We start from the raw sequence: 25664 nt of genomic DNA, 5'->3' as shown, positions 1-25664 counted from the left end.
GGCGAATCGCGCCCGATTCGGGCAAATCCATTGCTCATTCTCTGCAAGCGAGGTGAGCCAATGGAGCAAGTGCTTTGGGCCGACCGTGGCCAGTCCGTGCAATCTGAATCCCCCGAGGGCGCCGCCAGCAGTTGTGTCGGCGTGTCGCGGCTGGGCAGCGCGCAGTTGGCCGGCAACCAGTTCTCGATCTGGATCCAGCTGCGTGGCAGCTCGTGGGTCGAGGCCAAGGAGGGCAAGTTCCGGCTGCGTCGCGGCCGTTGGATCGCGTTCGAGAAGGATTCCCGTCCCAACGTCCAGGCCGACCACCACGGCCTGTGCATCGGCCTGAGCCTGTCGGCCGAGGCGCTGCAGGCGATCATCCGCTTCACCGACTGTGGGCTGTACGCCGGTCGCGGCCAGATCTCGCTGCGCGATGCGCGCACCGCGCTGCGTCTGTGGCGCGAGGTCGGCGCGCGCGCCACCGCCAACGACGGCATCGACATGGCCACGCTGCGGCCGATGCTGCTGCAGCTGGTCGGCTTCCAGCGCGACATCGCCGCCCGCGTCGCCCGCTGCCCGGGACGCTCGCGCGTGCGCAAGCGTCAGGTGTTCAGTCGCCTGCAGCGCGCGCACCTGTATCTGGAAGGCAACTGCGACCGTGTCGTGCGCATCAGCGAGCTGGCCGAGCTGACCAGCTTCTCCAGCTGGTACTTCTCCAAGACCTTCCACGGTCTCTACGACGAGAGCCCACAGGCCGCCGCCGCGCGCATGCGCCTGGAGCAGGCCGCCGAACTGCTGGCCGGCACCGAGATGATGGTGGGCGAGGTCGCCGCCGCCTGCGGCTTCGACAACTGCTGCAGCTTCGCGCGCGCGTTCCGCGCACGCTACGGAATGTCCGCCAGCCGCTACCGCGCCGATGCCGCGCAGACCGATTCGGCAAAGTCTCCCGTCGTTGCCGGCAAAGCAAGCTTGCGGACCGGAACGTAACGTGACTGGGCGTTTTAACACGCCCATAACGATATTTTTGGAGAGAGATAGATGAACCACTTGCGTTCCGCGATGCGCGTCGGCCTGCTGCCGGCCAGCATTGCCCTCGCGCTGACTCCGGTCATCGCCGGTGCCCAGGAAGCCGACACCGGCAGCCAGGCCACCACGCTCGACCGCATCGAAGTGACCGGTTCGCGCATCCGTCAGGTCGATATGGAGACCGCGGCGCCGGTGCTGTCGATCAGCCGTGAGGACATCGAGCAGCAGGGCTTCAACTCCGTTGCCGACATCCTGCAGAACATCTCGGCCGTCGGTTCTCCGGCGATCAGCCGCACCTCGCCGCTGTCCTCGGGCGAGTCGGTCGGTGGCCAGTACATCGATCTGCGCAACCTCGGTGCCAACCGCACCCTGATCCTGGTCAACGGCAAGCGCCTTGGCATCACCAACGACGGCCTCCAGGACGTCGCCTCGATCCCGGCCGCGATGGTCGAGCGCATCGAAGTGCTGAAGGATGGCGCCTCGACCATCTACGGCTCCGACGCGGTCGCCGGCGTGATCAACATCATCACCCGCAAGAACTTCGAAGGCGCCGAAGCCAACGCCTACATCAGCCAGTACGACCAGGGCGATGGCACCCGCGAGCAGTACTCCTTCATCCTCGGCCAGACCGGCGACCGTGGTTCGGTGACCTTCGGCGTCGAGTACACCAAGGAAGACCCGGTGTGGGCGCGCGACCGCTGGTTCGCACGCGACCGCTTCCCGACCGGCGAGAAGTCCGCTCCGCGTCCGGGCGGCCTGTCCTCGATCAGCCAGTACGGCACCCTGTACGACTCCAACGGCGATGCCTGGACCCTGATCCGCGACGGCCAGAACCGCGACGCCAGCGACTTCAGCAACTACCGTCCGTACGATCCGGCCCTGGACAGCACCAACCCGGCGCTGGCCTCGACCGTGTACTCCGGCGTCGAGCGCCGTTCGCTGTTCGCCAGCGGCAGCTACGACATCACCGACAACGTCCGTTTCGAAACCGACATCCTGTACACCGATCGCGACTCGTTCGCGCAGAACGCCGGTTATCCGTTCCGTTCCAACGCGTTCGGCATCTCGATGTCGGCCGACAGCGTGTACAACCCGCTCCCGGGCGAGGAAGTCACCTTCTGGCGCCGTGGCTGGGAAGTGCCGCGTGAGGTCAAGAACAGCCTGACCACCTACCGCTTCTCCGGTGCGTTCATCGGTTCGTTCGAGATCGGCGACAAGTTCTGGGATTGGGACGCTGGCTATCTGTACAACCAGAACGAAGGCAAGCAGATCAGCACCGGCAACCTGAGCCTGACGGCGGTGGAAGCCGCGGTCGGCCCGTCGTTCATCAACGGTGATGGCGTGGCCCAGTGCGGCACCGCGGCCAACCCGATCCCGCTGGGCTTCGGTCCGGGCGCGTGCACCCCGTGGAACCCGCTGGTTCCCGATGGCGTGACCGGCCAGGGCGGTCTGGCTGACAAGGCCGTGCAGGATTACCTGTACCTGCCGGGCCAGGCGCTGTCGGAGACCACCACCAAGGTCTACTACGCCAACATGAGCGGCTCGCTGTTCAGCCTGCCCGCCGGCGACGTCGGCCTGGCGGTCGGCTACGAGCACCGTTCGGAGAGCGGCTACTTCTCGCCGGACGCGCTGGCCCAGACCGGCACCTCGACCGATCTGGCCGCCGGCCCGACCGGTGGCCGCTACGCGCTGGACGAGGTCTACGCCGAGCTGCTGGTGCCGATCCTGTCCGACATGGCCTTCGCGAAGGAGCTGAGCGTCACCCTCGCAAGCCGCTACTCGGACTACGACACCTTCGGCGACACCGTCAACAGCAAGTTCGGTTTCACCTGGAAGCCGATCGACTCGCTGCTGGTCCGCGGTACCTGGTCCGAGGGCTTCCGCGCTCCGACCATCGCCGATCTGTACGGCGGCAGCTCGCAGAGCTTCGAGTACTACACCGATCCCTGCGACACCTTGTTCGGTTCGGTCGGCGGCAGCGCCCGCTGCCTGCAGGACGTCCCGGTCGATTACCGCCAGCCGGCCAGCGATCCGGACGGCCTCGCCGACGGCCCGGACACCCAGACGCCGGTCCCGTTCGTTTCCGGCGCCAATCCGTTCCTGCAGCCGGAAACCTCCGAGTCCAAGACCCTGGGCGTGGTGTGGAGCCCCGACTTCGTCGAAGGCCTGAACCTGTCGCTGGACTGGTGGAACATCCGCATCGACAACACCATCGTCGCCGACAGCCCGACCGACATCCTGGACGACTGCTACGTCCGCGGTATCGAGTCGCGCTGCGACAACCTGGGCCCCGATGCGTTCGTGCGTGACCCGGTCACCGGTCAGATCAGCACCCTGCTGTACGCGACCCGCAACGCCGGTTACCAGGAGGCCGAAGGCTACGACTTCGACCTGAACTACCGGATCGACACCGACTACGGCCGCTTCTCGCTCGCCTGGCTGACCACCTACGTCACCAAGAACGAGCTGAAGACCGACAACCTGGAAGGCGCTCCGCAGCAGCAGAATGGCTTTGAGGGCAACTTCCGGGTCCGCTCCAACGCCAATCTCACCTGGGAGAAGGGCGACTGGGGTGTCACCTGGGGCGTGCGTTACTACTCCGGCGTGAAGGAGAAGTGCTACTTCGACGACCGCTGCAGCCTGCCGGACTACTCGGCTCCGGACACCGGCGGCAACATCGTTCCGATGAACGAGCTGGGCTCCACCGCTTTCCACGACCTGCAGGTCCGCTGGAACGCACCGTGGAACGCCTCGGTCGCGGTCGGCGCCAACAACGTGTTCGATCACTTCGCGGCTCCGAACTACGACCAGCCGAACTCCGGCTACTCGTACTACGGCGGCTTCGACATCGGTCGCATGCTGTACCTGAAGTACCAGCAGCGCTTCTGATCGAGGCACCGCTGAGCAACACCTACGGCCCCGCAAGGGGCCGTAGTTTTTTGCGGCGGTGGGAGCGGAGCGGTCCAGCCGGTAGCATGGGACGGTCCCGCCAACCCGGTCGTCGCCATGAAACTGCAGGTCCCCTTCATCCAGCTGCCGCTGTGCTTCGATGCCGCCGCGCTCGCGGACGAGGTCGAGGCGCTGGGCGAGGCCCCGTGGCGGCCGCACCCGCAGGGTTTTCCGGGCAACTCGATGCTGCCGCTGGTCGCCGCCGACGGCGATCCCGCCAATGAGGCCTTTTCCGGCACCATGCGGCCGACGCCGGCGCTGCGGGCCTGTGGGTACCTGGGCCGGGTGATCGCCAGTCTGGGCGCGACGGTCGGCCGCTCGCGGTTGATGCGGCTGGCCGGCAATGCCGAGGTCACCCGCCACGTCGACCAGGGGTACTACTGGGCCGAGCGCGTGCGCGTGCACGTGCCGATCGTGACCCAGCCGACCGTGCGTTTCGAGTGCGGCGAGGCGGCGATCAACATGGCCGCCGGCGAATGCTGGATCTTCGACACCTGGCGCCAGCACCGGGTGCTCAACGACGCGACCGCCTCGCGGATCCACCTGGTGGTCGATACCGTCGGCGGCGACGGGTTCTGGGAGCTGGTCTCCCGAGGCCGCGCGCCGGGCCATCCGTCGCCCGCGCAATGGCAGCCGCGGCGGCTGGGCGTCGATGCCGACGTGGCGGCGGAGATCGCATGCGAGCAACACAATGTGCCGCGGGTGATGAGTCCGTGGGAGCTCAACGCGCTGTTCGCGATCCTGTTCGCCGACTCGGCGGCGGGGCCGGCGCTGGCCCAGGTCCAGCAGATCACCTTGCGCTTCATCCGCGCCTGGCGCGGGCTGTGGGCGCGTTTCGGCGATTCCGAGCCCGGACTGGACGCCTACCGGGCACGCTTGCAGCAGTATCTGGAGGAGGTGCGCGGCCCTGCCCAGGCGGTGCGGATGGCCAACCACCTGGACTGGTATGGCGCGATGACGATGATGATCGGACGGGTCGCGGTGGCGGCGTCCGAGCCGGTCGGTGCCGACGCCGGTGGCCAGCGCGCGATGGGCGACAACGCCTGAGCAGGCCGCCGGAACGACGAAGGCCGCCCGGGAAGGCGGCCTTCTGTCTGCGGACGAACGGCGTTCGCCGCCGCTGTCAGAACTTCGGCTTGTCGGCCTCGGCGGTGTCGTTGTAGCGCTTGATCGCGTCGTTGAGGATCGCCTTGGCCTCGGTCGCGTTGCCCCAGCCCTCGAGCTTGACCCACTTGCCCTTCTCCAGGTCCTTGTAGTGCTCGAAGAAGTGGCCGATACGCTCCAGCCAGTGCTTGGAGACCTGGTCGATGTCCTCGATGTGGGCGTAGCCGCCGAAGATCTTGGCTTCCGGCACCGCCAGCAGCTTCTCGTCGCTGCCGGCCTCGTCGCTCATCTTCAGCACGCCGACCGGCCTGCAGCGGATCACCGAGCCCGGCACCAGCGGCAGCGGCAGGATCACCAGCACGTCGGCGGGGTCGCCGTCGCCGCAGACGGTGTGGGGTACGTAGCCGTAGTTGCACGGATAACGCATCGGCGTGGACAGGATGCGGTCGACGAAGATCGCGCCGGAGGCCTTGTCGACCTCGTACTTGACCGGTTCGGCGTCCTTGGGGATTTCGATGATGACGTTGATCTCGTCCGGCGGGTTCTTGCCGGTGGAGACGAGGTCCAGGCCCATGCTGATGCTCCGACTGCTGGGTCCGCCGCGACGGCGTCGGGGCGGAGGGGTGAGGGAAGGCGGGCATTTTACGCGGGATGCTGTTGCGCTGCAGCAGGACCGGCCCGCGGCAACGAAAAGGGGCCCCGCAATCGCGGGGCCCCGGTGGTGACGGCCTGTAGCGCGTGCCTGCGCGGCTATTTGCGCAGGTGGCGATCGGCCCAGTCGTCGGCCAGGCGCCCGGCGGCGTCGCGGCCGCCCAGGCCGAATGCCAGCGCGATCGCGACCGCGACCGCTCCCAGCACCAGCCCGAACGCCAGGTTGACGATCTCGTCGGCGATGCCCATCGCGCGCAGCCCCATCGCCAGCACCAGGCCCAGGATCGCGACCCGTGCGATCCGCGACAGGCCGACGCTGTTGCCGGGGTTGGCGCGCTCGATCGCGGCGCTGGCGAGATTGGCGAGCCAGTAGCCGATCACGAAGATCGCCAGGCCCAGCAGCACGTTGGCGCCGAACTCGATGAAGGTCTCCAGCAGCTCGCGCACGCCGGTGAAGCCGACCCGGTGGGCGGCCTCGACGGTCGCGAACAGCATGATGAAGAACAACGCCACCCGGCCGCCCAGTTCGGACAGCGAAAGCCGGCGCAGCTGGTCGGTACCGTCGGTCGCCGGTGCGTCGCTGCCCGCCGCCAGCGCATGACCGAAGCCCAACCGCTCGGGCAACTGGTCGAAGCCGAGGCTGGAGAGCAGGCGGGTGGCGAGGTCGGCGACGAAGCGGCCGACGAACCAGGCGATGATCAGGATCGCGGCGGCGGCGATGATGTGCGGCACCGCGGCCAGGAACATGTTCAGCATCTCGGTCAGCGGTCCGGAGATCGCCTCGATCCGCAGCGCGTCGAGCGCGGCGATCAGGGTCGGCACGATCACCAGGATGAACACCAGGGTGCCGCCGAGCTGGGACAGCTTGAGGTCGCGGGTCGCCTCGCTCTGCGCGCTGAAGCGGTCGACCCCGGTCGCCACCAGCAGGTTGCTGACCAGGCCGCGCACGGCCTTGGCGATGATCCAGCCGGCCAGGCCGATCATCGCGGCGGCGAACAGGTTCGGCAGCATCCCGACCAGCTCGGTGGTCATCGACGACAACGGCACCATCAGGCCTTCGATCTGCAGCGCGCCGACGATCGCCGGCAGGAACAGCAGCAGCACCAGCCAGTAGGCGACATTGCCCATGGTGTCGGAGAGCGGGCGCATGTCGGCGCCCTCGGACAGCTTCTCGTCGACCCGGGTCGCGCCCAGCGCCTTGTTGACCACGGTGCGCACCAGGGTCGCGACCAGCCAGCCGATCACGGCCAGGGCGATCGCCAGCAGCAGGCGCGGCAGGTACATCATCACCGTGTTGGCCAGGGTCGACAGCGGGCCGGACACGCCGTCCACGTGCAATACCCCGAACATGCCGATCACCGCCAGCAGCAGGATCGCCCAGAACACCACCCGGCCGGCGATGCGTTCGAAATCGAGGGTGCTCTCGGTCTGCGCCGACAGCCGTTGATTGGTGCCGAGCTTGGCGAGCCCCTTGCGGGTCGCCGCGCTGGCGGCGAGGGCGACGATCCAGCCGAGCAGCAGGATGGCAAGCGCGCCGAGAATCGAAGGCAGGTACCCGCCAAGCGAGCTCTGCAATGAGGACAACCAGGACATCGAGCCCATGAAACTTCCCCCTTGAAAGTGTCGAGAAAGGTGGAGGAGAGCTGCGTCACAGTTTCTCCGCTCACCAGACCACCATACCGGGCGGATGTAAACGATCCGTCTAGGGAGGTTTCCGGCGCGAAGCGTCGGGCCGAAAGACAAGGACCCCGCCGTGGCGGGGTCCTTGCGGGGAGGTGCCGCCGCATCGGTCGGGCGGCACCGTGGTTGGCGTTGCGAAGCGCTACAGCAACGGCACCAGCAGCAGCGCCACGATGTTGATGATCTTGATCAGCGGATTGATCGCCGGACCGGCGGTGTCCTTGTAGGGATCGCCAACGGTGTCTCCGGTGACCGCGGCCTTGTGCGCCTCGCTGCCCTTGCCGCCGAAATTGCCGTCCTCGATGTACTTCTTGGCGTTGTCCCAGGCGCCGCCGCCGGTGGTCATCGAGATCGCCACGAACAGGCCGGTCACGATCGTGCCGATCAGCAGACCGCCCAGCGCCTTGGGCCCCAGCAGCAGGCCGACGACCACCGGAACCGCGACCGGCAGCAGCGACGGCACGATCATCTCCTTGATCGCCGACCTGGTCAGCATGTCGACCGCCTTGTCGTACTGCGGCTTGCCGGTGCCTTCCATGATCCCGGGGATCTCGCGGAACTGACGGCGCACTTCCTCGACCACCGCGCCGGCGGCGCGGCCGACCGCCTCCATCGCCATCGCCCCGAACAGGTACGGGATCAGGCCGCCGATCAGCAGGCCGATGATCACGTAGTGGTCGGAGAGGTCGAAGGTGAACACCTCGCCCGGATTGCTGGCCTGCAGGTTGTGGGTGTAGTCGGCGAACAGCACGAGTGCCGCGAGTGCCGCCGAACCGATCGCATAGCCCTTGGTCACCGCCTTGGTGGTGTTGCCGACCGCGTCGAGCGGGTCGGTGATGTCGCGCACCTCCGACGGCAGCTCGGCCATCTCGGCGATGCCGCCGGCGTTGTCGGTGATCGGGCCGTAGGCGTCGAGGGCGACGATCATGCCGGCCATCGACAGCATCGCGGTGGCGGCGATCGCGATGCCGTACAGCCCGCCGAGCGCATGACAGGCCCAGATCGCCGCGCACACCGCGATCACCGGCAGCGCGGTCGACTTCATCGATACGCCGAGGCCGGCGATGATGTTGGTGCCGTGACCGGTGGTCGAGGCCTGGGCGACGTGCCGCACCGGTCCGTACTCGGTGCCGGTGTAGTACTCGGTGATCCAGACGATCGCGCCAGTCAGGGCCAGGCCGATCAGGGCGCAGTAGTAGATGTTCATCGCCCCGTGGCCGTTGTCGCCCATCAGCGCGGTGGTGATCGGATAGAACGCGATCGCGGCCAGCACAGCGGAGATGATCACGCCCTTGTACAGCGCGCCCATGATCGAGCCGCCCGCCTTCACCTTGACGAAGAAGGCGCCGATGATCGAGGCGATGATCGAGGCGCCGCCCAGGACCAGCGGATACAGCACGCCGGCGGCGCCGACCTCGCCGGCCATCAGGTGGCCCAGCAGCATCGTCGCGATCACCGTCACCGCGTAGGTCTCGAACAGGTCGGCGGCCATGCCCGCGCAATCGCCGACGTTGTCGCCGACGTTGTCGGCGATCACCGCCGGATTGCGCGGGTCGTCCTCGGGGATTCCGGCCTCGACCTTGCCGACCAGGTCGGCGCCGACGTCCGCGCCCTTGGTGAAGATGCCGCCGCCGAGACGGGCGAAGATCGAGATCAGCGAGGAGCCGAACGCCAGGCCGACCAGCGCGTGCAGCGCCGGTTCGCCGTAGACGCCCATGCGACCGAGCAGGGCCCAGTAGCCGGCGACGCCGAGCAGGCCCAGGCCGACCACCAGCATGCCGGTGATCGCGCCGCCGCGGAAGGCGACGTCCATCGCCGGGCCCATGCCCTTGCGCGCGGCCTCGGCGGTGCGGACGTTGGCCTTCACCGACACGTTCATGCCGATGTAGCCGGCCGCGCCGGACAGGATCGCGCCGATCGCGAAGCCAATCGCGGTGGTCCAGCCCAGGGTGAAGCCGATCACCAGCAGCAGGATCACACCGGCGATGGCGATGGTCATGTATTGCCGGTTGAGGTAGGCGCGTGCGCCTTCCTGGATCGCCGAGGCGATCTGCTGCATGCGTTCGTTGCCGGCGGGCTGCGCGCCGATCCAGCGCGCGGAGATGATCCCGTACAGGATCGCGATGACGGCGCAGGCCAGCGCCATGGTCAAACCGTACTGCTCCAACATGAACCCCTCCCCGGAGTGGACCTAAGTGGAATTTCGGATTTCGAACCTTCTTCTTGTGAGCGTTGCGGGAGCGCCTCACGGCGGCCGATGGGGGCAACGGTCCCGACTATCGCACAGGTCGAGGCGATTCCGCCTCGCCCCTGGCCGGGTTTCGTGCCGGCGATCGCGGGGCGCCCGCCGCAGACGGGGTGATCCGGCATTCAGCCGGGGCGTGCCAGCCTCCTGGCCCATGTCCTGGTCCATGTTCCACAGGAGTCCGCCGATGCGTTCCGTTCCGATCCTGATCCTGCTGCCGATGCTCGCCACCGCCGCGTCGGCGTTCGCCGCCGGACCGGCGCCGGAGATCGAGCGCCCGGTCGCGCCGCCGCAGGCGGTCGGCAGCGCGCACTCGCTGCGTACGATTCCCGAGGCCTGCGCCCGCCTGGAGGGGGCGTTCACCGGCGATGCGGCCGAGCCGTACCGGTTCGCGGCGGTCCGCACCAGCGCCAACTGCCAGCCGCGTGCGCGCTTCGTCGATGCCGCCAGGGCCGACCCGGGCGTTGCCAATGGCTGGATCCTCAACGATCTGATCCGGGTGCCCAGTGCGGCGTGCGCCGGGCAGCAGGCGGTGGTGCGGGTTTGGCGCAAGCCGGCCACGGCTTCGCCGCCGGACCTCGATGCCCAGGGCCGCTCGCGGATCTATCTGCAGGATTCGAAGCAGACCGCCGGCGCGGCGAGGGACCGGGTCCCGATGTTCGCCGCGGAGATGACGGTCGAGGGGCGTCCCTGCGCCCAGGAATGAGATCGGCGCTGGCCGGCGCCCCGTTCGGGGGGCCGGCCAGTTGAGGCTCGATGACTAGTCCCGAGCGAGTTCGATCTCGCTGAGGAACACCCAGTTTCCACCAGTAGCCGCGCGCAGTTCGAAGTAGCGGCAACTGGCATTGAGCGGAGTCCGGTTGCCCAGTACGTACTCTTCTTCCTGCACGCTGTCCTGGGCCGCTGCCGTGAACGGCGCCGTCAGTGTGGCGACCTTGGTCATGCTCGAGGTAGTAGCGCCGCAGTACAGGTCGGCGGAAACCGGGCTGCGGATACCCCAGGCGGGGTAGGAGAGAGTGTGAACACCAATCCAGTCGATCGTCTTGGCACTGCCGAGGTCGACGCGCACGCGGGCCGTGCCCCCAGCTCCCGGAATTCCGATCCAGCTAGAGTCCTGGGGGTTCCGCGGATCGCCGGTGCGGCGGTCGAACAGTTCGTAGCCGGTGCTATCCGGGTAGGTCGGACTTGGCGCGGACAGCCAAGTGTAGTTCTGGTGGTTGAGTGAGATCAGCGAATGTGCGCCGCCGATCCCGTAAGTGCCGCGATAGGTGCCTCGCAACCGCGGCGCTTCCACGTAGCCATTGGCTGGACCGACGAGCTCGGACATATGCCATTGATGCAGCCAGGAAACCCGCTTGCCCGCCGAGCGGGCGCTCCACAACTGCTGGTTGATGCGGCGTGCGGACGCAGCACGATACCCGCCGGTCAGCCCGGCGCTGTTGAACAGTGGGGTTCCATAGTTGAACACCTCGATGTCGGCCCACAGGGCCTCGGCTCCCAGCTTTGCCGCCAGCGCCTCGTAGTATTGCTCGGACGAGTAACCGGGACGCTCCCAGTGAAACAGCTTCGTTCCCGGGATGGCGCCGATGCCGTCCTGCCAGGCCTGGATGTCGACGCCGGTATAGCTGCGGAAACTGGCGGCTGTATCGGCGAGGCTGGAGGGGGACGGCAGATTGGGTTGGTTCGGGAAGTACGGAGCGACGATCACCGGTTTGCCGGGTGCCAGAGCTTTCAGGGCGGAGGTGATCCGCTTGTAGTAGTTGTACTTGGACAGATCGGGAATGCCAGGCTCGTCCGGGATGTACCAGCCGGCAAATGCGGGATGGCTGCGGTATTGGTTCGCCAGTACCGCGATGTTGGTCCGCACATCCTCCTCGACTCCCCGGGTGTTGCCGCTTTCCCAGAACTTCGGACACTGCTGCGAACTCAGGGTCGTGCCGACGTAGACCTTCATTCCGCGCGACTGGGCCTCGTCGAGGACGTTGCCGAGCTTGCCCGGAAAGCCTTTGATCCACTCGAACTCGGTGGCGTAGTAGGTGCAGCCCTGTCCGGCGCGGGTGGCGCGGGTCTGGGCGATGATGATCGTGTCGTTGCCAAGCTCCTGAAGCTCGTCCAGGAAGGCAGGCAGCTGGCTGACCGGAATCACCTCGTTGGTGCCGCTGTAGCCGAAATACGTGAACGCGCCGGAGAGCGCTTTTGAGGTCTGCGCCTGCGCCGACGGGAGGCTGGCGAGCGCGCCTACGAAGCTCAAGGACAGCATGAGTCCTTTCATGTGAATGCTCCTGGTTGGGGGAACGTCGCTGGGCACGACGGGCGACGGATGCTATCGGCCCGGACGTTTGCGATAGGTGAGGAGGGACGGTGAGCCTGCGATAAGGGTGGCTCGTGCCCGCTTGGCGACCGCGTTGGCGGAAAGCGGGCATGTGTGGTTGCGATGTTTGCCGGGGGAGGGCGGTGGAGGATGGACTCGCGGAGAGTGAAGAGTGGAACTCTCCGCCCGGCATGGATGGCGGCCGGGTCACGCCGTTGGGTGAGTCCGGACTTGCCAAGGACTTCGTTGAGGGCGGTTGCGTCCGGCCGGTACCTCATCGTGATCGAACCTTGGGCGTAGTAGGTCCCGCATTCCTGCTACTGGGTACTGGTGTCCGCCAGCTTCTTCCGCACCATCGCATTCTTCGGCGAGACGTACTTCGGCAGGCCGTCGCGGCCGTAGGGCGGCGGTGCCTCGCCGCGGATCAGCGGCTCCAGGTAGCGGCGTGCCGCGGGAGTGATGCCGTAGCCGTCGCGGCGGATGAAGCCGGCCGGCATCTTCTTCTCGCGGTTGGCGATCTTCTCCAGCGGTGCCGGCTCGATCTTCCAGCGGTATGGCGCATCCGAGCTCCGCACGATCACCGGCATCACCGCGTTCATCCCCTTGAGCGCGTACTCGACCGCCTTGCGGCCGACCGCCTGGGCCTGGTCGAGGTCGGTCTTGCTGGCGAGGTGGCGGGCCGAGCGCTGCAGGTAGTCGGGCAGGGTCCAGTGGACCTTGTAGCCCAGCCCGTCCTTGACCCGGCCGGCCAGGTACGAGGCGACGCCGCCGAGCTGGGTGTGGCCGAAGGAGTCCTGGCCGCCGCCGGCATCGGCGACGAAGCGCCCGTCGGCGGTCTGGATGCCCTCGCTGGCCACCACCACGCAGTAGCCGACGCGCTCGACGGTCTCGCGGACCCTGGCGAAGAAGTCGGCCTCCACGTACGGGCGTTCGGGGAACAGGATCAGGTGCGGGGCGGCATCGCGATCCGCGCCGGCGAGCCCGGCGGCCGCAGCCAGCCAGCCGGCATGGCGGCCCATCGCCTCGTAGACGAACACCTTGGTCGAGGTCTCGGCCATCGCCGCGACATCGAGCGCGGCCTCGCGGATCGAGACCGCGGTGTACTTGGCCGCGGAGCCGAAGCCGGGACAGCAGTCGGTCACCGCGAGGTCGTTGTCGACCGTCTTCGGCACACCGATGCAGGTCAGCGGGTAGTCGTACTCCGCCGCCAGCCGCGAGACCTTGAGCGCGGTGTCGGCGGAGTCGTTGCCGCCGTTGTAGAGGAAGTAGCGCACGTCGTGGGCGCGGAAAACCTCCAGCAGGCGTTCGTACTTCGCGCGGTCCTCCTCCAGCGACTTGAGCTTGACCCGGCAGGAGCCGAACGCGCCGCCGGGGGTGTGCGCCAGCGCCCGGATCGTGGCGATGCTCTCCTTCGAGGTGTCGATCAGCTCCTCGCGCAGGGCGCCGAGAATGCCGTTGCGCGCGGCCAGCACCCGGACCTGCCTGGTGCGGGCGGCCTGGATCACCGCCGAGGCGGTGGCATTGATGACGGCGGTGACGCCGCCGGACTGGGCGTAGAGCAGGGTTCCCTGGGCCATGTCGGCTCCCTCGCGGAGGTCTTGGATGGGGGTGGAGACGGTCCGATGGTCGATATTCGCGGACTTTGCCCGCAAATGGCGCCAGAATCCTGCCGGCGAGGGCCATGAACGGGCCATCGATAGGGTAAGCTGGACGCCGTTTCGCCCGTCGGGCCACGGCTGGCGCCAGTGTAGCGCCGCGGTGCCGGGACATGCGGGCCCGGTTTTCTTCTCTGTGGAGCGAAGTTGATGCGATTGGTACTTCTAGGCGCGCCGGGTTCCGGCAAGGGCACCCAGGCGGCCCGTCTCAAGGATCACCTGCAGGTGCCCCACATCTCCACCGGCGACCTGCTGCGGGCGGAAGTGGCGGCAGGCTCGAAGCTGGGACTGGAGGCCAAGGAAGTGATGGCCCGCGGCGAGCTGGTCAGCGATGCGATCCTGCTGGGCATGCTCGAGGACCGTTTCTCGCGTCCCGACACCGCCGGCGGCTTCATCCTAGACGGCTATCCGCGCAACCTGGCCCAGGCCGACGCGCTGGACGCGTTGCTGACCCGGATCGGCCAGCCGATGGATTTCGCGGTGCAGCTGGACGTCGCCACCGAGCTGCTGGTCGAGCGCATCGCCGGACGCGCCCAGGCCGAGGGTCGTGCCGACGACAATCCCGAGTCGGTGCGCAAGCGTCTGCATGTCTACGACACTTCGACCGCACCGGTGATCGAGTTCTACCGCCAGCACGGCCAGCTGACCGTGGTCGACGGCGTCGGCTCGATGGACCAGGTGTTCACCCGCATCGTCGAGGCGATCGAGCCGGTCCGCGAGGTCGGTTGAGCCGACTGGCCGCTCGCCGTCGGGCGCAGCGACGGATGAGAACGCCCCGGCATGCCGGGGCGTTTTCGTTTGACCGGTCCGGTCGCCTCAAGGGGGCGGCAGGGTCAGGCCATGGATGTTGCCGGTGCCACGGTCCGCGGTGACGTCCCGGTTGTCCGGCCTGGTTGTGCGGCTTGGTTGTGCGGCCGCTGGCGAAGGCCATGGCGACACCGGGCATGACCCCGGACACGGCCTTCGGCGTTACCCTAGGACGCGCTCCACAGCATGTGCTCCATAGACTCAGGGAACCCTTCGCTTGAAACTCCACATCCTCGGCATCGCCGGTACCTTCATGGGCGGTGTCGCCGCCCTGGCGCGCGAACTTGGTCACGAAGTCGAGGGCAGCGACCAGGCGGTCTATCCGCCGATGTCGACCCAGCTCGAGCGGCTCGGCATCGCGCTGAAGCAGGGCTACCTGCCCGGGAACATCTCCGACGACTGCGACGAGATCGTGGTCGGCAACGCGTTGTCGCGCGGCAATGCGGCGGTCGAGCGGGTCCTCGACGACGGGCGCCGCTACACCTCCGGCGCGCAATGGCTCAGCGAACGGGTCCTGCCCGGTCGCGACACCCTCGCGGTCGCCGGCACCCACGGCAAGACCACCACCACCACCATCCTGACCTGGCTGCTGCAGGCGGCCGGGCGCGAACCGGGGTTTCTGATCGGCGGCGTCGCCGAGGACTTCGGCGTGTCGGCGCGGATCGGAAGCGGGCGCGAATTCGTGGTCGAGGCCGACGAGTACGACACCGCGTTCTTCGACAAGCGCAGCAAGTTCGTTCATTACCGGCCGCTGGTCGCGATCCTCAACAATCTCGAATACGACCACGCCGACATCTTTCCCGACGTGGCCGCGATCCAGCGCCAGTTCCACCATCTGGTGCGCACCGTGCCCGGCCGCGGCCGGCTGATCGTCAACGGCGAGGACCCGCGTCTGGCCGAGGTGCTGGCGATGGGCTGCTGGACGCCGGTGGAGACCTTCGGCCTGGATGCCGGCGCACGGGCGGACGGACAGGCCGGATTCGACTGGAGCGCGCGGCTGCTGGCCGAGGACGGCAGCCACTTCGTCGTCCTGCACCGGGGCGTGGACATCGGCGAGGTGCGTTGGCCGCTGCTGGGCCGGCACAACGTGATGAACGCCCTCGCCGCCCTGGCCGCCTGCGCCGCGGTCGGTGTCGAGTTGACGCGGGTGTTGCCGGCGCTGGCCGACTTCCGCAGCGTCAAGCGGCGCATGGAGCTGCTCGGCCGGGCGCGCGGGGTGACCGTGTACGACGACTTCGCCCATCATCCGACCGCGATCCGGACCACCCTGGCCGGCCTGCGCGCGAAAGTCGGCGACGCGCGCATCGTGGTGGCGATGGAGCCGCGCAGCAACTCGATGCGCCTGGGCGCGCACGCCGAGGCGCTGGCGCCGTCGCTGGACGGCGCCGACACGGTGCTGTTCCTGCATCGCCCGGAGTTGGCCTGGGACGCCGGCAAGGTGGTGTCGGCGCTGCGCGGCGAAGGCGTCGCGGTGGCCGACGTGGATGCACTGATCGCCGGCCTGTGCGAGCGGGTGCGCGACGGCGACCATGTGGTGTTCATGTCCAACGGCGGCTTCGACGGCGCACCGCGACGTTTCCTGGAGGCACTGGACGAGGGCGCTGGCTGAGTACGCTGCGACGGCGATGGCCGGCCGGGGGCGCGACGCCCCCTGCTGGGCGGCGGCGCATGGCGTGTCCTCTCGCCGCCTTGACACCGATGCGTACACTGGTCGCGATGCCGGAGCCGACCACGCCCATCGAGACGATCGGACTGTTCCCCCTGCACGCGGTGCTGCTGCCGGGGGCCGCGCTGGGCCTGCGCGTGTTCGAGCCGCGCTACCTGGACCTGGTCCGCGACTGCAGCCGGACCGGCCGCGGCTTCGGCGTCTGCATGATCCTGGAGGGCGAGGAGGCCGGCACCGTGACCTCGGCGGCCGCCTACGGCACCGAGGCGGCGATCGAGGACTTCGGCACCGGCGACGACGGCCTGCTGACCCTGCGGGTGCGCGGGCGGCGCCGCTTCCACGTGCACCGGGTGCGGGTTCGCGACAACGGCCTGCAGGTGGCCGAGATCAGCTGGTGCGGGGCCGACGCGGTCGAGCCGCTGCGGCCCGAGCACGGCCTGTTGGCGACCTTGTTGCACGAAGTGATCGAGAAGTTCGGCGGCGAGCACGCCAGCGCCCCGAACGAGCGTTTCGACGATGCCGCCTGGGTCGGCTGGCGGCTGGCCGAGATGCTGCCGCTGCACGACACCCAGCGCCAGGCCCTGCTGCAGATCGAAGACCCCCACGAGCGCCTGCAACAGGTCCTGTCGCTGCTGCCCTGAGCCCGCCGGGAGCCACCGGCGCGGACTACCGCGTCGTGGAGCGGGTGCGCAGCCGCAGCACCGGCTGCCCGGTGTCCGGGTGCGGCTGCTCGATCGGCGCGAAGTCCGACAGTGCATCGCGTACCTGGTCGAAGGCCTCGCCGTCGTCCGGCTCCGGTCGCCACAGTGCGGCGGCGTCGAGCGGACGCGCCAGGTGCAGCCGCTGGGTCGAGCCCAGCCACAGCGGGCTGCCGTCGTCGAGCGCGACCGGCGCCGGCCACAGCCGCAACGCGTACAGGCGTTCGCCATCGTCCGCGCCCGGCGGCGCATCGTGCAGCATCAGCAGCGTCTCCGCGCGCGCGTCCAGGGTCGCCGGCAGCACCGGCTGGCGGATGGCGGGGATGTCGTCGTCGAGCAGGCCGATCGTCGCGGTCCAGTCCGCCTGCGGCTGCACCCGCCAGCCCTCGGCCTCCAGCGCCGCCTGCAGCGGCGCCAGCGGTCCGGCCACCTGCATGTCGAGCAACCAGCGCCGGCGCGCGTCGCTCTCGTCGCGACGACCGGGAAGCTCACCCCAGCCGTCGTTCCACCAGCGCTCGGCAGCGACGATCCGCAACGGTGCGGCGGCCTCGAACTTGGCCAGCAGGCCGTCCGCCGCCCGCGGTGCGTGCCACAGCGCGGCGGCGAGGAAGCTGCCGTAGAACATCCACGCCAACGGTCGCATCCAGAACGAGCGGGCGACGTGGCTGCGGTAGGCCAGGCCGAGCGCGAGCAGCCACAGGATCCCGAACAGGCTGCCGCCGATCAGGTCGCTGAGCCAGTGCGCGCCCAGGTACAGGCGGGCGAAGCCGATCAGGGCGGTGGCGATGCCGGCGACCAGGTACGGCCAGACCCGCTTGCGCCCGGGCAGCTCGCGCGCGATCAGCACCGCGAAGAAGCCGAACACGACCGTGGTCATGGTCACCGCCACCGACGGAAAACCGAATCCGGCCGGCGCGGTCGGCGGGCGCGGCATGTCGATCGCGGTTTCCAGCAGCGCGGTCAGCACCAGTCCGAACACGATCGCCGCGATCCAGTGCGCGGCGGCCATCCAGCGCCGCCGCCACAGCAGGTAGACCAGGGTGACCGCCGACGCGGTACCCAGCACCGCGGTGTCGCCGAGGCTGGCCAGTCCCGCCATCAGGCGGTCGGCGAGCGGATTGCGCAGGCTCCACATCAACGCATGGATGGCCTGGTCCACCGCCAGCGGTCCGCCGCTGGCGAGCAGGGTCGCCAGCAGGGTGAACCAGGCCCAGCTGATCGCCAGCAGGCACACCGCCAGCATCACCAGCGACGGCGATTCGGGGCGGTTGGGGTCGACCAGGGCCGCCGCGTAGCGCCCCAGGCGCGGGTGCTTGCGGGTCCAGGACAGGCCGCGGGCGAGCAGGTTGTCGGCATGGGCCGCGAACCAGCGCCAGGTGTACAGCACCGCCGCCCAGACCAGCGCCAGCACCGCCAGCAGGGTGCCCAGCACGATTGCCAGGCGGTCGGCGACCGCGGCCACCGCCTCGTAGGAGGCGCCCAGTATCCAGCCGGGGGCGAGGAACAGGCCCGCCCAGCCGATCGAGGCGAGCAGGCTCGGCACCAGGTAGCGCGGGAGCGGCATCCGCAGCATGCCCGCGATCGCCGGCACGAACGGCCGCACCGCGCCGACGAAACGCGCGATCACGATGCTCATCGCGCCGCGCCGCCGGAACATCAGCTCGCCCCGGTCCAGCCATTGCGGATAGCGCGAGAACGGCCAGGTCTGCCGCAGCTGCGGGCCCCAGACCCGGCCGACCCAGTAGCTCACCGCGTCGCCGAGGAAGGCGCCGGCGGCCGCGGCGGCCAACGCATAGGGGCCGTTGATGTGGCCCAGTCCGACCAGCGCGCCGACCGCGAACAGCAGCGGCAGCGCTGGTACGAAGATGCCGAGAATGACCAGCGCGTCGCAGAAGGCGATCAGGAAGATCAACGCGCCCGCCGCGATGGGGTGTGCCGCGATCCAGGCGGTCGCGCTTTCGATCCAGGCCGAGTCCATCGACAGATTATGAGGGACGCGCCATGCATTGGCGTAGGTCATTGGTGCGGATGTGGCCGCATTCGCGTTCCGGCGGCACCCGGCAATCACCCCGAGCGCCCGAGGGGCTTAGACTCTGGGCATGTCCTCCGACGCGATCCCCTCCGAAGTTTCCGCGCTGAAGGCCGACAGTTTCGGCCGCATCGCCCTGATGCGCGACGCGCATGGGCTGTTCGTCCGCCGCGATCTGGCCCATGTGCCGCTGTGGCTGCGGCTGCCGGCCTGGTGGCTGGCCCGGCGCGAGGCCCGCGGACTGCAGGCGGTGGTCGGGCTGGAGGCGGTGCCGCAGCTGTTGCGCTGGGACGGGCGCCGGCTCGACCGCAGCTACATGGACGGCGCGGCGATGTACCAGCGCCCGCCACGCGGCGACCTGACCTACTTCCGCCAGGCGCGGCGGCGGTTGCAGTCCCTGCACCGGCGTGGCGTCGCCCACAACGACCTGGCCAAGGAGGCCAACTGGCTGGTGCTGGCCGACGGCAGTCCCGGCATCATCGACTTCCAGCTGGCGGTGCGCGGCAATCCGCGTTCGCGCTGGATGCGCCTGCTCGCGCGCGAGGATCTGCGCCACCTGCTCAAGCACAAGCGCACCTACTGTCCCGACGCGCTGACCCCGGTCGAGCGGCGCGTGCTCAAGCGCCACTCCTGGGTCCGCGAAGCCTGGTTCGCGACCGGCAAGCCGGTTTACCGCTTCGTGACCCGGCGCCTGCTCAAATGGGAGGACAACGAAGGGCAGGGGCCCAAGCCGTGAGCCGGCGCCCCGTTCGCCGTGGTCCGCCGTTCACCCGCCGCTCCATCTCCATTCCCCATCGATAGACGACCGCCATGTCCCTTTCCGGCAAGACCCTGTTCATCACCGGCGCCTCGCGCGGCATCGGTCGCGCGATCGCCCTGCGCGCCGCCCGCGACGGCGCCAACGTCGCGATCGTCGCCAAATCGGGCGTCCCCAACCCCAAGCTGCCCGGCACCATCCACAGCGTGGCCGCCGAGGTCGAAGCCGCCGGCGGCCGCGCGCTGCCGATCCAGTGCGACATCCGCGAGGAGGACCAGGTCCGCGCCGCGGTGGCGGCGACCGTCGACGCCTTCGGCGGTGTCGACATCCTGGTCAACAACGCCAGCGCGATCTGGCTGCGCGGCGCGCTGGAGACGCCGATGAAGCGCTACGACCTGATGCAGGAGGTCAACGCGCGCGGCACCTTCCTGTGCACCCAGGCCTGTCTGCCTCATCTGCGCGAGGCCGCCAATCCGCACGTGCTGACGCTGTCGCCACCGCCCAGCCTCGACCCGAAGTGGTGGGGCCCGCACGTGGCCTACACCTACGCCAAGATGGGCATGAGCCTGCTGACCATCGGCCTGGCCGCCGAGTTCGGTCCCCAGGGCATCGCGATCAATGCGCTGTGGCCGCGCACGGTGATCGCCACCGACGCGATCCGGATGATCCCGGGGGTCGAGGCCGAGGCCTGCCGACGCCCGGAGATCATGGGCGATGCCGCGCACGCGGTATTGTCGCGCCCGGCGGCAGGCTTCTTCGGCCAGTTCCTGATCGACGACGAGGTGCTGGGCGAGGCCGGTGTGACCGACTTCGACGCCTACGCGGTCGCGCCGGGGCGGCCGCTGCTGCCCGACCTGTTCCTGTGACGCCGGTCGCCGCCGCAACCGTTCCCCCACGACATCGGACGACACGATGAAATATCTGCACGCGATGGTCCGCGTCCGCGACCTCGACGCCTCCCTGAAATTCTTCCGCGACGGCCTGCGCCTGCGTGAGACCCGGCGCAAGGACGTGCCGCAGGGCCGCTTCACCCTGGTCTACCTCGGCGCCCCGGAGAACCCCGAGAGCGAGGTCGAGCTGACCTGGAACTACGACGACGAGGACTACGGCAGCGCCCGCAATTTCGGCCACCTCGCCTTCGCGGTCGACGACATCTACGCGCTGTGCGCCCACCTGCAGGGCATGGGCGTCACCATCAACCGCCCGCCCCGCGACGGCCACATGGCGTTCGTGCGCTCGCCCGACGGCATCTCGATCGAACTGCTGCAGAAGGGCGAACCGCTGGCGCCGGCCGAGCCGTGGGCGTCGATGGCCAACACCGGGAGTTGGTGAGGCGCGCGGCGCTGGAACAGGGCATTGCCCGGCGCAGCGCGCCGGGCGTTCGCCAAGGCCGCGCGGCAGTGCCGCGATAAGGCATGCCCGGCCCGGCGCAGCGCGCCGGGCGTTCGCCGAAGGCGCGAACCAGTGGTTCGCAGGCGCCTTCGGCTCACCCCATAGCCGCGGGGAGGGGGTGGCCGCAGTGGCGACAGTGCAGGGCGTCGGGGTCGTGGCCTTCCAGTCCGCATTCGGGGCAGCCGCGCGCATCGTGATGGCCGGCCGCACCGGAGGCTTCGCGCAGGCTGCTGGCCAGCTCGGCGGTGTAGATGCCGGTCGGTACCGCGATCACGCTGTAGCCGATCAGGATCAGGATCGAGGCAAAGAACCGGCCCAGTACCGTTTCCGGCGAGATGTCGCCGTAGCCGACCGTCGCCATCGTCACGATCGCCCAGTACATGCCGGTCGGAATGCTGGTGAAGCCGTGCTGCGGGCCCTCGATCAGGTACATCAGCGCGCCGAAGATCACCACCACGGTCATGATCGCGCACAGGAACACGAAGATCTTGCGGCGGCTGCGCCACAGCGCCTTGATCAGGATGCCGCCCTCCTCGACGTACTGGGTCAGCTTGAGGATGCGGAACAGCCGCAAAATGCGCAGGATCCGCACCACCAGCAGGCTCTGGCTGCCCGGCAGCAGCAGCGACAGGTAGGTCGGCAGGATCGACAGCAGGTCGATCAGGCCCCACACGCTCAGCGCGTAGCGCAACGGCCGCCGCACCACCATCAGGCGCAGCGCGTACTCGGCGGTGAACAGCAGGGTGAACGCCCACTCGACCACGTACAGCGATTCGGAGAAGCGCTGGTGGATGTGCGGGACGCTGTCGAACATGATCACCAGCACGCTGGTGAAGATCGCGAATACCAGGATCAGGTCGAAGTTCCGCGACGGCGGGGTGTCGTGGCGGTAGATGATGTCGAACCACGTCCGTCGCCAGCCGGTCTCGGTGGCGGGGTTCAGTTGCGGGGCGAATAACAGGCGCATCGGTCTCCTCCGGTCGTCCCGATTGTGACGCATCTTGCCGTGCCGCATCCCGTGACCGGCCTCGCGCCGCATCCGCCCGTGGATCGGCGAGAATGCGCATTCCCTCCTTTGGCATCACGCCCATGTCCGCTCCCAACGACGTCCTTTGCGCCCTCGCCGACGACTACTACGTGCCGGTCTACCGCCCGCGCAGGATCGTCCTGGAGCGCGGCCGGGGCTCGCGCATCTTCGATATCGGAGGCCGCGAGTACGTCGACTTCGGCGGCGGCATCGCGGTCAATGCGCTCGGCCATGCCCATCCGGCCCTGGTCGAGGCGCTGACCGCCCAGGCGCAGCGGTTGTGGCACACCAGCAACGTGTTCGTCAGCGAGCCGCCGTTGCGCCTGGCGCAGGAGCTGGTCGAGGCCAGCGGCTTCGCCCGCCGGGTGTTCCTGTGCAATTCCGGCGCCGAGGCCAACGAGGCGGCGATCAAGCTGGCGCGGCGCTGGGCGACCGCGCAGGGCCGTGAGCCGGAGCGGCGGGTGATCCTGAGCTTCCGCGGCAGCTTCCATGGCCGCACCCTCGCGACCGTCACCGCGACCGCGCAACCGAAGTACCAGGAGGGTTTCGAGCCGCTGCCCGGCGGTTTCCGTTACAGCGATTTCAACGACCTCGATGCGGCCGAGGCGGCGATGGCGGCCGGCGATGTCTGCGCGGTGCTGGTCGAGCCGGTGCAGGGCGAGGGCGGGGTGATGCCGGCCACGGAGGACTTCCTGCAGGGGCTGCGCGCGCTGTGCGATCGCCACGGCGCGCTGCTGATGCTCGATGAGATCCAGTGCGGCATGGGGCGCACCGGGCGCCTGTTCGCCTGCGAGGGCTACGCGGTGGTGCCGGATGTGGTCACCCTGGCCAAGGCGCTGGGCGGCGGCATGCCGATCGGAGCGATGCTGGCCGGTCCGAAGGCCAGCGAAACCCTGCAGTTCGGCGCCCACGGCACCACCTTCGGCGGCAACCCGATGGCCGCGGCGGTCGCCCGCGTGGTCCTGCGCGAACTGTCCTCGGCGGCGCTGCGGGCCAACGTGGAGCGGCAGGCGGCGGCGATCCGCGCTGCGCTGGCGCGGGTCGACGCGGAGTTCGGGCTGTTCGCGGAGGTGCGCGGTCGTGGGCTGATGATCGGTGCCCAGCTGCGGCCGCGGCATGCCGGCAAGGCGGCCGAGATCCTCGACCGCTGCGTCGACCATGGCCTGCTGATGCTGCAGGCCGGTCCGGACGTGCTGCGTTTCGTGCCGGCGCTGAACATCGACGATGTCGACGTCGCCGACGGCATGGCGCGCTTGCAGGCCGCGTTGCGCGATTTCGTCGCCGGCTGATCCGGCAACCGCTTTCCCGCACTCGTACCGGTAGAAGCGGCGTACGCCGCGATGAAGCTGTCCCATGAAGGCCCGATCGCGGCCTACCCCGCTCCTACCGGCGTCCCGCCAACCGCCCCCAACGAAAAGGCCGCGCGATGCGCGGCCTCTCCGTGTCTCGATGCAGGCGGTCAAGGCCTGCGGGTGGGGGCCTCTTCGTCGCGACCGCCCATCGCTATCTCAAGCATCGGCGGCGCAGGTTGCGAGAGCGCCTCTGCAGGAGCGGCGTACGCCGCGACATGGCGGCGGCTCGCCTCGTATGTCCTGCCTCAGCGCCCCGCCTGGGCGACCTCGGCGAACGCCGAGCGCGCGGCCAGTATGGTGTGCGCGATCTCGGTATCGCCGTGCGCGCCGGACATGAAGCCGGCCTCGAACGCCGACGGCGCCAGGTAGACGCCGCGCTCGAGCATCGCGTGGAAGAAGCGCTTGAAGCGCGCGCCGTCCGAAGCCTTGGCGTCCTCGAAGGTCTCGACCGGGCCCTCGCGGAAATACAGCCCGAACATGCCCGGTGCACGGGTGGTGTGGAAAGCAACGCCGGCCTCGCGCGCGGCCGCTTCCAGTCCGTCGCACAGCTGGTGGGTGCGGCGCTCCAGCGCATCGTGGAAGCCCGGCGCCTGGATCAGTTCCAGGGTCGCCAGTCCCGCCGCCATCGCGACCGGATTGCCGCTGAGCGTGCCGGCCTGGTAGATCGGGCCGCTCGGCGCGACCTGCGACATCAGCTCGCGGCGCCCGCCGTAGGCGCCGACCGGCATGCCGCCGCCGATGATCTTGCCGAAGGTGCTCAGGTCCGGAGTGACGCCGTAACGCTGCTGCGCGCCGCCCAGCGCGACCCGGAACCCGGTCATCACCTCGTCGAATATCAGCACCACGCCGTGCTTGGTGCACAGCTCGCGCAGGTGCTGCAGATAGCCCTCGCGCGGCAGGATGCAGTTGGCGTTGCCGACGATCGGTTCGATGATCAGGCCGGCGATCTGGTCGCCGACCTCCTCGAACAGCCGGGTCGCGGCGTCGAAGTCGTTGTACGGAATCGTCATGGTCAGGTCGGCCAGCGCATCCGGCACGCCCGGCGAATTCGGCAGCCCCAGGGTCATCACCCCGCTGCCGGCCTTGACCAGGAAGCTGTCGCCGTGGCCGTGGTAGCAGCCCTCGAACTTGACGATGCGGCTGCGCCCGGTCGCGCCGCGGGCGACGCGGATCGCCGACAGCGTCGCCTCGGTGCCGGAGTTGACCATGCGCACCATCTCGCAGCTGGGCACGATCCGGGTGATCACCTCGGCGATGTCGACCTCCAGCGCGTTGGGCACGCCGAAGCTCAGGCCGTTGCGCATCGTGCCCTCGACCGCCGCCAGCACCTCCGGGTGGGCATGGCCGGCAATCATCGGCCCCCACGAACCGACGTAGTCGATGTAACGGTTGCCGTCGACGTCGAATAGATAGGCGCCCTCGGCGCGCTTGGCGAAGAACGGTTCGCCGCCGACCGACTGGAACGCGCGTACCGGAGAGTTGACGCCGCCCGGGATCAGGCTCTGGGCGCGGGTGAACAGATCGTGGGAGCGTTCGTGGTTCATGGCGTGGGGATGTCTGTGGAAGTGAGGGAATGCGTTCAGTCGAAGCAGGCGCGGTAGGCGCGCACCGCGGCGGCCGGATCCGGCGCATCGAACACGCCGCTGATCACCGCGACCAGGTCGGCGCCGGCGGAGACTATCGGGCGAGCATTGTCCGGGGTGATGCCGCCGATCGCCACCTGCGGCACGCCCAGCCCGGCCGTCGCGGCCAGCAGCGCCGGAGCCGCCCGGCGCGCATTGGGCTTGGTCGGCGAGGGGAAGAATGCGCCGAACGCGATATACGACGCGCCGGCGGCGACCGCGGCACGTGCGAGGCCGGCATCGTCGTAGCAGGACGCGCCGATCAGGGCGTCGTGCCCCAGCGCCTCGCGGGCGCGGGCGATGTCGCCGTCGCCCTCGCCCAGGTGGGCGCCGTCGGCGCCGATCCGCGCGGCCAGTTGCCAGTCGTCATTGACGATCAACGGCACCCCATGCGCGCGGCAGGCCTGCAGCAATGCGCTGGCCTGGGCGTGCCGGAGCGCGGCGGACGCGGTCTTGTTCCTGTACTGCAGCCAGGCGATGCCGGCATCGAGCACCACCGCGACGCGCCGCAGCAACGGTTCGGTGTCGGCGCTGTCGGGTGTGATCGCGTAGACACCGCGATGCGGTGCGGCGACGGATGGATTCATGGCTCGGCTTCCTCATCGCCGCATCCGTGTGACAATGCGGCCCTATCGGTCACTCATTATCCGCCCATGTCCGTTTCCGACGTCATCGCGCCGTACCGCACCTGGATGTGCGTTGTCTGTGGCTTCA

Annotated in this window: 21 protein-coding genes (1 of these 21 running past the window's edge); 12 read left to right on the top strand and 9 right to left on the bottom strand. The window is 69.1% G+C overall.

Going from position 1 to position 25664, the window contains the following annotated elements:
* Nucleotides 1–60 precede the first annotated feature (60 nt).
* The 3 genes from C9I47_RS15005 (at nt 61) to C9I47_RS14995 (ending at nt 5001) form a co-directional block, all read left to right on the top strand.
* Nucleotides 61–966, top strand: coding sequence for a helix-turn-helix domain-containing protein (locus tag C9I47_RS15005; RefSeq protein ID WP_111267472.1), 906 nt, complete (start codon nt 61–63; stop codon nt 964–966).
* Nucleotides 967–1017: 51 nt separating this feature from the next.
* On the top strand, nt 1018–3894 hold the full coding sequence (locus C9I47_RS15000) for a TonB-dependent receptor (RefSeq protein WP_407067484.1): 2877 nt from the start codon (nt 1018–1020) through the stop codon (nt 3892–3894).
* A gap of 117 nt (nt 3895–4011) precedes the next feature.
* Nucleotides 4012–5001, top strand: coding sequence for an aspartyl/asparaginyl beta-hydroxylase domain-containing protein (locus C9I47_RS14995; RefSeq protein WP_111267470.1), 990 nt, complete (start codon nt 4012–4014; stop codon nt 4999–5001).
* A gap of 76 nt (nt 5002–5077) precedes the next feature.
* Here the strand turns inward: C9I47_RS14995 and ppa are convergent, their stop codons facing one another.
* The 3 genes from ppa to C9I47_RS14980 form a co-directional block, all read right to left on the bottom strand.
* Nucleotides 5078–5632 (bottom strand): inorganic diphosphatase, encoded by a 555-nt coding sequence (gene ppa, locus C9I47_RS14990; RefSeq protein WP_111267469.1) that lies wholly within the window; start codon nt 5630–5632, stop codon nt 5078–5080.
* 176 nt (nt 5633–5808) lie between these two features.
* Nucleotides 5809–7311, bottom strand: coding sequence for a mechanosensitive ion channel (locus tag C9I47_RS14985; RefSeq protein WP_111267468.1), 1503 nt, complete (start codon nt 7309–7311; stop codon nt 5809–5811).
* A 220-nt stretch (nt 7312–7531) separates the two neighbouring features.
* On the bottom strand, nt 7532–9559 hold the full coding sequence (locus C9I47_RS14980) for a sodium-translocating pyrophosphatase (RefSeq protein ID WP_111267467.1): 2028 nt from the start codon (nt 9557–9559) through the stop codon (nt 7532–7534).
* A 262-nt stretch (nt 9560–9821) separates the two neighbouring features.
* On the opposite strand from C9I47_RS14980, the gene C9I47_RS14975 reads away from it, so the two are divergent.
* Nucleotides 9822–10340: a hypothetical protein gene (locus C9I47_RS14975; RefSeq protein ID WP_111267466.1), complete on the top strand. Its 519-nt coding sequence runs from the start codon at nt 9822–9824 to the stop codon at nt 10338–10340.
* A 54-nt stretch (nt 10341–10394) separates the two neighbouring features.
* On the opposite strand, the gene C9I47_RS14970 is transcribed toward C9I47_RS14975, so the two are convergent.
* Nucleotides 10395–11906 (bottom strand): DUF4434 domain-containing protein, encoded by a 1512-nt coding sequence (locus tag C9I47_RS14970; protein ID WP_223250171.1) that lies wholly within the window; start codon nt 11904–11906, stop codon nt 10395–10397.
* Nucleotides 11907–12262: 356 nt separating this feature from the next.
* The gene (locus C9I47_RS14965; protein ID WP_111267464.1) at nt 12263–13522 is read right to left on the bottom strand and encodes a 6-phosphofructokinase; all 1260 of its coding nucleotides are present in this window, start codon (nt 13520–13522) and stop codon (nt 12263–12265) included.
* Nucleotides 13523–13750: 228 nt separating this feature from the next.
* Between C9I47_RS14965 and C9I47_RS14960 the strand changes: the two genes are divergently transcribed.
* The 3 genes from C9I47_RS14960 (at nt 13751) to C9I47_RS14950 (ending at nt 16714) form a co-directional block, all read left to right on the top strand.
* The gene (locus tag C9I47_RS14960; RefSeq protein ID WP_111267463.1) at nt 13751–14329 is read left to right on the top strand and encodes an adenylate kinase; all 579 of its coding nucleotides are present in this window, start codon (nt 13751–13753) and stop codon (nt 14327–14329) included.
* 295 nt (nt 14330–14624) lie between these two features.
* Nucleotides 14625–16016 carry a UDP-N-acetylmuramate:L-alanyl-gamma-D-glutamyl-meso-diaminopimelate ligase gene (gene mpl / locus C9I47_RS14955; RefSeq protein WP_223250170.1) on the top strand — a complete coding sequence of 464 codons (1392 nt, stop codon included), beginning with the start codon at nt 14625–14627 and terminating at the stop codon, nt 16014–16016.
* Between the two features lie 89 nt (nt 16017–16105).
* Entirely contained in the window at nt 16106–16714 is a 609-nt protein-coding gene (locus tag C9I47_RS14950; protein WP_111267462.1) for an LON peptidase substrate-binding domain-containing protein, read from the top strand.
* A gap of 25 nt (nt 16715–16739) precedes the next feature.
* On the opposite strand, the gene C9I47_RS14945 is transcribed toward C9I47_RS14950, so the two are convergent.
* Nucleotides 16740–18749, bottom strand: a complete 2010-nt coding sequence (locus C9I47_RS14945) for a bifunctional DedA family/phosphatase PAP2 family protein (protein WP_111267461.1) — start codon at nt 18747–18749, stop codon at nt 16740–16742.
* A 121-nt stretch (nt 18750–18870) separates the two neighbouring features.
* Here C9I47_RS14945 and C9I47_RS14940 point away from each other — a divergent pair, with 121 nt between their 5' ends.
* From C9I47_RS14940 to C9I47_RS14930, 3 genes are all read left to right on the top strand, one after another.
* Nucleotides 18871–19536, top strand: a complete 666-nt coding sequence (locus C9I47_RS14940) for a protein kinase family protein (protein ID WP_111267460.1) — start codon at nt 18871–18873, stop codon at nt 19534–19536.
* Between the two features lie 74 nt (nt 19537–19610).
* Nucleotides 19611–20423, top strand: coding sequence for an SDR family oxidoreductase (locus tag C9I47_RS14935; protein ID WP_111267459.1), 813 nt, complete (start codon nt 19611–19613; stop codon nt 20421–20423).
* 46 nt (nt 20424–20469) lie between these two features.
* Entirely contained in the window at nt 20470–20889 is a 420-nt protein-coding gene (locus C9I47_RS14930; protein WP_111267458.1) for a VOC family protein, read from the top strand.
* Between the two features lie 154 nt (nt 20890–21043).
* Here C9I47_RS14930 and C9I47_RS14925 read toward each other — a convergent pair whose 3' ends face one another.
* Nucleotides 21044–21916, bottom strand: coding sequence for an ion transporter (locus C9I47_RS14925; protein WP_111268173.1), 873 nt, complete (start codon nt 21914–21916; stop codon nt 21044–21046).
* 122 nt (nt 21917–22038) lie between these two features.
* Here C9I47_RS14925 and C9I47_RS14920 point away from each other — a divergent pair, with 122 nt between their 5' ends.
* Nucleotides 22039–23265 carry an acetylornithine/succinylornithine family transaminase gene (locus tag C9I47_RS14920; protein WP_111267457.1) on the top strand — a complete coding sequence of 409 codons (1227 nt, stop codon included), beginning with the start codon at nt 22039–22041 and terminating at the stop codon, nt 23263–23265.
* Between the two features lie 308 nt (nt 23266–23573).
* Here C9I47_RS14920 and hemL read toward each other — a convergent pair whose 3' ends face one another.
* On the bottom strand, nt 23574–24872 hold the full coding sequence (gene hemL, locus C9I47_RS14915) for a glutamate-1-semialdehyde 2,1-aminomutase (protein ID WP_111267456.1): 1299 nt from the start codon (nt 24870–24872) through the stop codon (nt 23574–23576).
* A gap of 35 nt (nt 24873–24907) precedes the next feature.
* A complete protein-coding gene (gene thiE, locus C9I47_RS14910; RefSeq protein WP_111267455.1) occupies nt 24908–25537 on the bottom strand; it encodes a thiamine phosphate synthase in 630 nt (209 codons plus the stop codon).
* A 66-nt stretch (nt 25538–25603) separates the two neighbouring features.
* Between thiE and C9I47_RS14905 the strand changes: the two genes are divergently transcribed.
* Nucleotides 25604–25664, top strand: partial view of a rubredoxin gene (locus C9I47_RS14905; RefSeq protein ID WP_111267454.1) — the 5' end (the start) only. Its footprint extends 131 nt past the window's final position; 61 of the gene's 192 nt are visible here — the first part of the coding sequence; the start codon lies at nt 25604–25606; its stop codon lies beyond the right edge, outside the window.

Source organism: Marilutibacter maris, from assembly GCF_003233695.1.
In the GTDB taxonomy this organism is placed as follows: Bacteria; Pseudomonadota; Gammaproteobacteria; order Xanthomonadales; family Xanthomonadaceae; genus Marilutibacter; species Marilutibacter maris.
The sequence above is the reverse complement of the archived record's forward strand: the minus strand, read 5'-3'. Positions and strand labels throughout refer to the sequence as shown.

What these genes read in the sequence shown, in the direction of transcription:
- C9I47_RS14920 (WP_111267457.1), top strand. Translation starts at nt 22,039, where the DNA reads ATGTCCGCTCCCAACGACGTCCTTTGCGCCCTCGCCGACGACTACTAC.
- C9I47_RS14930 (WP_111267458.1), top strand. Translation starts at nt 20,470, where the DNA reads ATGAAATATCTGCACGCGATGGTCCGCGTCCGCGACCTCGACGCCTCC.
- C9I47_RS14935 (WP_111267459.1), top strand. Translation starts at nt 19,611, where the DNA reads ATGTCCCTTTCCGGCAAGACCCTGTTCATCACCGGCGCCTCGCGCGGC.
- ppa (WP_111267469.1), bottom strand. Translation starts at nt 5,632, where the DNA reads ATGGGCCTGGACCTCGTCTCCACCGGCAAGAACCCGCCGGACGAGATC.
- C9I47_RS14965 (WP_111267464.1), bottom strand. Translation starts at nt 13,522, where the DNA reads ATGGCCCAGGGAACCCTGCTCTACGCCCAGTCCGGCGGCGTCACCGCC.
- C9I47_RS14960 (WP_111267463.1), top strand. Translation starts at nt 13,751, where the DNA reads ATGCGATTGGTACTTCTAGGCGCGCCGGGTTCCGGCAAGGGCACCCAG.
- C9I47_RS14975 (WP_111267466.1), top strand. Translation starts at nt 9,822, where the DNA reads ATGCGTTCCGTTCCGATCCTGATCCTGCTGCCGATGCTCGCCACCGCC.
- C9I47_RS14940 (WP_111267460.1), top strand. Translation starts at nt 18,871, where the DNA reads ATGTCCTCCGACGCGATCCCCTCCGAAGTTTCCGCGCTGAAGGCCGAC.
- C9I47_RS14945 (WP_111267461.1), bottom strand. Translation starts at nt 18,749, where the DNA reads ATGGACTCGGCCTGGATCGAAAGCGCGACCGCCTGGATCGCGGCACAC.
- C9I47_RS14970 (WP_223250171.1), bottom strand. Translation starts at nt 11,906, where the DNA reads ATGAAAGGACTCATGCTGTCCTTGAGCTTCGTAGGCGCGCTCGCCAGC.
- C9I47_RS15005 (WP_111267472.1), top strand. Translation starts at nt 61, where the DNA reads ATGGAGCAAGTGCTTTGGGCCGACCGTGGCCAGTCCGTGCAATCTGAA.
- thiE (WP_111267455.1), bottom strand. Translation starts at nt 25,537, where the DNA reads ATGAATCCATCCGTCGCCGCACCGCATCGCGGTGTCTACGCGATCACA.
- C9I47_RS14985 (WP_111267468.1), bottom strand. Translation starts at nt 7,311, where the DNA reads ATGGGCTCGATGTCCTGGTTGTCCTCATTGCAGAGCTCGCTTGGCGGG.
- C9I47_RS14980 (WP_111267467.1), bottom strand. Translation starts at nt 9,559, where the DNA reads ATGTTGGAGCAGTACGGTTTGACCATGGCGCTGGCCTGCGCCGTCATC.
- C9I47_RS14925 (WP_111268173.1), bottom strand. Translation starts at nt 21,916, where the DNA reads ATGCGCCTGTTATTCGCCCCGCAACTGAACCCCGCCACCGAGACCGGC.
- C9I47_RS15000 (WP_407067484.1), top strand. Translation starts at nt 1,018, where the DNA reads ATGAACCACTTGCGTTCCGCGATGCGCGTCGGCCTGCTGCCGGCCAGC.
- C9I47_RS14995 (WP_111267470.1), top strand. Translation starts at nt 4,012, where the DNA reads ATGAAACTGCAGGTCCCCTTCATCCAGCTGCCGCTGTGCTTCGATGCC.
- hemL (WP_111267456.1), bottom strand. Translation starts at nt 24,872, where the DNA reads ATGAACCACGAACGCTCCCACGATCTGTTCACCCGCGCCCAGAGCCTG.
- C9I47_RS14950 (WP_111267462.1), top strand. Translation starts at nt 16,106, where the DNA reads ATGCGTACACTGGTCGCGATGCCGGAGCCGACCACGCCCATCGAGACG.